The sequence below is a fragment of the Anaeromonas gelatinilytica genome, from assembly GCF_016820635.1.
In the GTDB taxonomy this organism is placed as follows: Bacteria; Bacillota; Clostridia; order Tissierellales; family SIT17; genus Anaeromonas; species Anaeromonas gelatinilytica.
This window is the reverse complement of record NZ_WSFU01000029.1, coordinates 1-6,761: the sequence shown is the minus strand read 5'-3', so window position 1 is coordinate 6,761 and position 6,761 is coordinate 1. Positions and strand designations below refer to the sequence as shown.

6 protein-coding genes are annotated in these 6,761 nt (G+C 27.4%); all 6 read right to left on the bottom strand.

Annotated elements, in window-relative coordinates; translation table 11 throughout:
• Positions 1-117: 117 nt before the first annotated feature.
• Positions 118-1,284 carry a nucleotide sugar dehydrogenase gene (locus tag GOQ29_RS02505; protein ID WP_203371054.1) on the bottom strand — a complete coding sequence of 389 codons (1,167 nt, stop codon included), beginning with the start codon at positions 1,282-1,284 and terminating at the stop codon, positions 118-120.
• A 228-nt stretch (positions 1,285-1,512) separates the two neighbouring features.
• Positions 1,513-2,676: a glycosyltransferase family 2 protein gene (locus GOQ29_RS02500; protein ID WP_203371053.1), complete on the bottom strand. Its 1,164-nt coding sequence runs from the start codon at positions 2,674-2,676 to the stop codon at positions 1,513-1,515.
• Positions 2,663-3,847 carry a LegC family aminotransferase gene (locus GOQ29_RS02495; RefSeq protein ID WP_207750635.1) on the bottom strand — a complete coding sequence of 395 codons (1,185 nt, stop codon included), beginning with the start codon at positions 3,845-3,847 and terminating at the stop codon, positions 2,663-2,665. The genes GOQ29_RS02500 and GOQ29_RS02495 overlap by 14 nt, the downstream gene beginning before the upstream one ends.
• Positions 3,844-4,488 carry an acetyltransferase gene (locus GOQ29_RS02490; RefSeq protein WP_203371052.1) on the bottom strand — a complete coding sequence of 215 codons (645 nt, stop codon included), beginning with the start codon at positions 4,486-4,488 and terminating at the stop codon, positions 3,844-3,846. The genes GOQ29_RS02495 and GOQ29_RS02490 overlap by 4 nt, the downstream gene beginning before the upstream one ends.
• 16 nt (positions 4,489-4,504) lie before the next feature.
• Complete coding sequence (locus GOQ29_RS02485) at positions 4,505-5,122, bottom strand: sugar transferase (protein WP_203371051.1); 618 nt, start codon at positions 5,120-5,122, stop codon at positions 4,505-4,507.
• Positions 5,123-5,854: 732 nt separating this feature from the next.
• Positions 5,855-6,761 (bottom strand): N-acetylmuramoyl-L-alanine amidase family protein (locus GOQ29_RS02480; RefSeq protein WP_203371050.1); only part of this gene is annotated, 907 nt, incomplete at its 5' end.

Below are 6,761 nucleotides of genomic sequence, written 5' to 3'. Positions count from 1 at the left end.
CTGTAGTTTCTTGTACTGCTTTGTTTCCTACTTCGTTTGTTACATCTATTCCTTGATGATATTCTTCTACTTTACTTTCATTATGATCTACCAAAAAAATTAATAATTACTTTAATCTTAATTCCTATTAAATAAATCTCTTGTATATAGCTTTTTTTCAACATCTTCCAAATCTTTAAACATTCTATTTGTTACTATTACATCAGATATTTTCTTGAATTCATCTAAATCTCTTATTACTCTTGAACCATAAAATTCATCTTCTTTTAATACTGGTTCATATACTACTACTTCTATACCTTTTCCTTTAATCCTTTTCATTACTCCCTGTATTGCTGATTGTCTAAAGTTATCTGAGTCGGTTTTCATTATTAATCTATATACTCCAACAATTTTAGGTTTCTTTTTTATTATCATATCTGCTATATGATCTTTTCTCGTTCTATTAGCATCTACTATAGCAGACATTATATTTTGTGGTACATCTGAATAATTTGCTAATAATTGCTTAGTATCCTTAGGTAGACAGTAACCACCATATCCAAATGATGGGTTATTATAATGACTACCTATTCTTGGATCTAATCCTACTCCTTCTATTATTTGCTTTGTATCCAATCCTCTAATCTCTGCATAAGAATCTAATTCATTAAAATATGCCACTCTCATGGCTAGATAAGTATTTGAAAATAATTTTATTGCCTCTGCTTCGGTAGAGTCTGTAAATAGTACTGAAATATTTTCTTTTTTTGCACCTTCTAATAATAAAGCAGCAAATTTCTCTGCTCTTTCAGACTTTTCTCCTACTATAATTCTTGATGGATATAAATTATCATATAAAGCTTTTCCTTCTCTTAAAAATTCTGGAGAAAATATAATATTTGCTATTCCAAATTTTTCACTTATATTCTTAGTATACCCTACTGGTACAGTAGATTTAATGATCATTACTGCATCTGAATTTATTTTTAATATATCTTTAATAACTGACTCTACTGTTTTTGTATCAAAGTAATTTTTATCTGGATCATAATTTGTAGGTGTAGATATAATTATATATTCAGCATCTTTATATGCTTCCTTTGGATTTGTAGTAGCTACTAAATTTAAATCTTTATTCCTTAAATAATCCTCAATTTCTCTATCTACTATTGGTGACTTCTTACCATTTACTAAATCTGCTTTCCATTGATTAATATCTAACGCTATTACTTCATTATTTTGTGCCAATAAAACAGCATTAGATAACCCTACATATCCTATTCCTGCTATTGCAATTTTCATATTGAAGTCTCTCCCTTTAATTTATTTATTAAGAACATGCTTAAAATAATTCTACTTCTTATTTAAATCTTCAATATTACAATTCCACTTATTCTCAATATAAGAAACTAGTTTAATAATTCCAAAATATTTTCAAACCTATTTTAAATAATATAATCAGCTAAACTTAAAAACATCCTAAATTTTCTTTTACACAATTTTTATACATATTCTTTTAATTAATATCTATCATCTAGTACTTTCAGCTTTTTCCCAAAATGGCTTTGATTTTCCAGTCAATTGATTTATTGCCCCTACTAATTGTGCTATTAATGTCATAGAGTAATAATATGGATAATAAAATAATTTATTTTCAAATCCAAAAAACTTTTTAGATAAAGCTAAAAAATAAAATAAACATTGCATAAAAAATATTAAATTATAAAAGATACTTTGTTTTATTACTAATAAATTCATTATAAAACATATTATGTGTAAAATGAATAACGAATTTCTTAAAGTTCTATGTCCAAAATAAAAATAACTAAACCAACCATTTTTAATAATATTATATTTCTTAGGAGTTTCAAATATAGCTCTTAATATACCTCTAAACATTCTAACCTTTCTCTTAAACTCATCTTGTGATGTTTCTCCTGCTTTTTCATATGCCAAAGCATTTTCATTATATATTGCTCTCTTATTATTTATCCCGGCATATAAAGGCATAGCAGAGTCATGACATCTTATAGGATCGAAATCTATATATTCACTTTTCCTTATAGCATAAATAGCCCCATTTCCAGCTGTAATAGTTTGTATATCTGATTCTATTTTTCTCATAGTAAGATCATAATTCCAGTACCTATTTTCAGCCTCGCTTGAAGCTTTTTTTATATTATTTACATACCTTAATCTTCCTGTAACATATATTATGTCCTTTGAAACAAATGATGAAACTAATTGTTGAACAGAATCTCTATCTAGCATCGCATTAGCATCACTAAACATTAATATGTCTCCTTTAGCAATTTTAACAGCTTCATTCTGAGCATTTGTTTTTCCTTGTCTTTTATTTACTTTATAAAGGTTTATGTCATATTCTTTATTTTCCTCTATAAATTTTTCCACAATCTGATTTGTTGAATCTGTACTATTATCTGATGCAATAATTGTTTCCATCAAATTTTTAGGATAATTTAAACTAATTAAGTTTTTTAGTTTATCTTCAATGACATCTTCCTCATTATGAGCAGGTATAATAACAGATACAAATGGTGTTAAGTTGCTATCCTTTTCTATAGATTTTTTCTTTATTATTTTATTTAGCATAATTAAGGATATTGGATATCCTATGAATGAATAAAATATTAAAAATATACTAGCCCATAGCAGTACCTTAAATACTAGCATTCTTAATTTCCTCCAATTTCTTTATCACTGTCATTACATTATACTCAGTTAAATTACTACTGCATGGAATATTAATTATATTTTTTTCATAAAATTCAGCATTTTCTATCTTATACACTTCATTATCTAAGTATGGTTTTTGTTTGTGAATTAATCTCCATAAAGGTCTAGTTTGTATATTATCATTATTTAACTTAATAAGCAATTCATCTCTATCTATACCATATTTATCTTCATCTACTATAACTGAATAAAACCAATGATTTGATCTCACATCTGTTCTAAAAGGTAATAAATTAAGTCCTTCTATATCTCCTATGGCTTTTTTATATAGATTATAATTTTTAATCTTTGTTTCTATAAATTTCTCTAATTTATCTATCTGATCTGTTCCAAAAGCTGCCTGAATATTTGTCATTCTATAATTATAGCCTATTTCATCATGAACAAAATATAGACAATCCGTCTTTGCTTGTACACCAAGAAATGCTACTCTATCTAATAACCTTTGATTATCAGATACTACCATACCTCCACCACCAGTGGTGATAATTTTATTAGCATTAAAAGAATACACTCCTATATCTCCAATTGTACCACAATGTTTTCCTTTATATTTTCCGTCTAAATAATATGAACCCAAAGCTTCTGTTGCATCTTCTATAACGTTCAAATTATATTTTTCTTTTATTTCCATAAGTTTCTCCATATTAGCAGGATTGCCAAAAACATGAACCACTATTATAGCTTTAATTTGTTTCTTAGTTTTTCTATTAATTACTTTGCCATTAATAAAATCACATTCATTTTCCAAAAATCTTTCTAATTTATTCATATCCATATTTAATGTATCATCACAGTCCATAAATATTGGTTCTGCTCCCATATATCTAATCGGATTTACTGCTGCTATAAATGTAAGAGTAGGAACTATTACTTCATCTCCTAGTTCCACCTCTAACGCCTCCAATGCAAGATGTAAACCTGCTGTACCACTTTGTGTAGATACTGCACTTTCTACTTTTACATATTTAGCTATTTTTTCTTCAAATTCTTTTATAAATCTTCCTCCAGTTGACACCCATCCTGTCTTTATTGTCTCTTTTACATTATCTAATATATCTAACGAAAGATTTGGTACTGATAGTGGTATTATTTCTCGTTTAATCATAATATTCCTCCTATATTATGTCTCTTTATAACTCTTGCTGGTACACCAGCGATTAAAACATCATCCTCTATATCTTTAATAACCGATGCACCTGAAGCAACAATTACATTATTCCCAATTCTAATATCATTAATCAGACTTGTCCCTATGCATAACCAAGTTTTATTACCTACAATTACATTTCCAGCTATATGAGCTCCTGGTGAAACATGAACACCATCTTTTAAAATACAATCATGATCTATACTGCTAGAAGTATTTATAATGCACCCTTTTCCTATAATTGAATTGGTATTTATAACTGCTCCAGCCATAATCACACTACCTTTTCCCAAGTGTACTTTATCACTTATTGATGTAAAAGGATGAATTAAAATAGGAATTTTAAAACCTATTTTTAACAATTCATTTATTAAATTTAATCTTAATTCATTATCACCAATTGCTACAAAAGCATACTGATACCCATTTTTATATAATTTATATTCCTTTAATTTGCCAATAACTTTATAACCATTTACTTCTTTTAACTCAATATTATCATCAAGAAAAGCTATTTCATCCCATTTATTCATTAATTCTGCTGTTTCCGCAACTACTTTCCCATGACCACCAGCACCTAATATCATAAGCTTTGACATTTAATTTCACCACTTTTTATTCATTATCTCTATTTCCTGTAAAACATGGCATTGTATAATTTTTAGAATTATTTATATCTTTTCTATTTAAAACTTTATAAAATGTTAACCAAACTATCTTTAAATCTAATAATAATCCAGCATTGTCTACATAATAGATATCATATTTAAATTTTTCTTCCCAACTAATTGTATTTCTACCATTCACTTGAGCCCATCCAGAAATACCAGGAGTTACTTCATGTCTTCTCATTTGTTCCGAATTATAATATTTTAAATATTGAATTAATAATGGTCTAGGTCCTATAAAACTCATTTCTCCCTTTAAGATATTAAAAAGTTGAGGTAACTCATCTATACTAGTTTTTCTAAGAAATCCTCCAACTTTCGTTATACGTTCCTTATCAGTTATCAATCTTCCATTTATTTCAGTTTCAACTCTCATTGTTCTAAATTTATTTACTTTAAATATTTTTGCATCTTTACCTGGTCTCTCTTGTCTAAATAAAACTGGTCCCTCCGACTCTATTTTTATTAATATAGCTGCTATAAGCATTATAGGTAATACAATTATTAATAGCAAAAGAGCAAAAATAAAATCTGTTATTCTTTTAAAACCTATATAGTAATTCATTAACTAAACTCCTTCATATATTATACAAATTATTAGATATAAAATACACGTATCCGCTATTTAATTTGTAACTTTCTCAAATAATTATATCTTATATTACTTTTTATTATACAGTATTTACAATTAATTTTATCTTAAAATGTCGATAAATAGTGTAAAAATTCTATATCCATTTTATAGGAAATTAATAATTGAGTCAACCAAATTTTTATTTATCCATAATTTAATGTTCTAGATAATCGAGTAGGAGGTAATTAATTATTTTAATTATGGTCCTCTCACACCACCGTACTTACCATCCGATATACTGCGGTTCATTAAGACAATCTAAATTTTTTATACTGTGAAAATAAACTTATAAAACTATAACTAACCAACCTTTGGTTAGTTATAGTTTTTGCTAATATTAAACTATTTGATATTCTCCAACATCCTTTTCTAGTGTTTGCAAATTTTCACACTTTATATTTTGGAGCTTTTAACTTTACCAAATTTCTATAGAACGTTCTAACTCTTTTCCATATGCAAGCTTTGAGTCTTCACCTAATCCACTTGTCTAGTTTTCTCAGTTTATTTTTCATGTCTGCTAGTTTAAAGTAATTTATGTCTTAAACTAACACCTATATTGCCTTTGGTGCTCAAAACTTTCACCCTATAGATTGTGCACATATTGGACACACTAATAAAGGACAAGTATGAGGAAAATACCTGTCCTAAATCTCTAACAAATTATTATTGGTTAAAATACTTCTTTATTGCATCTACAACTTTTTGTGCTATTTTATCTTGTACACTAGGATTAATTACTTTTAAAGCCTCTGTATCATTCGATATGTATCCTGCTTCTATTAAAGCTGAAGGTACATTTGTCCATCTAGTTATATGAAGATTATGATCTTTTATATAATTATATCCATTTTTATAATCTGCTTCTAATAATGATTGGAAAAGATAATTCGCAAACTTTTCACTCTTAGTAGCTACATCTGTAGGAGATTTATCATCATATACCATTGTATCTCTAATATTTACCACTTTTTCTTTTCCATTATATAATATTACTATTCCAGGATCTGTAGTCTTTCTTACTGGATCCCACCATTCTTTTATTTCTCTTATAAAAGGATATACTCCATTATTATACTCGACATATGTCCCAGTTGTATCCAAACCTGGTCTATAAGTGCTATAATGAACACTCATGCCTGTAGTTGATTTATTTGTACTAGAATCATGATGTATGCTTAAAAATAAATCTGGATTTTTTTTATTTACTATTTCAGCTCTATCAGGTAAATCTATATATTTATCCTCACTAGGTTCCCTAGTAAAAATAACATTTGCCCCCAAATCCTTTAATTTATTAGCTATCCTAACTGTTAAACTATTATTGAGATCTTTTTCATATAATCTTAGATGACTATTAACTGCTCCTGGATCTTTACCCCCATGACCAGGATCAAGCATTATAGTTTTACCTATAAGAGGCTTATATGGCTTTTTGTCTTTAGCAAAATCTAATAAAGCTACTACCTCATTTCTAATTTGATCTGATATTGCAGGCATATTTATTATGTCATTATAATAACTTATTGCACTATTAAAGTTTCCTTTTGCATGATGATTTCTACCTAGCCTC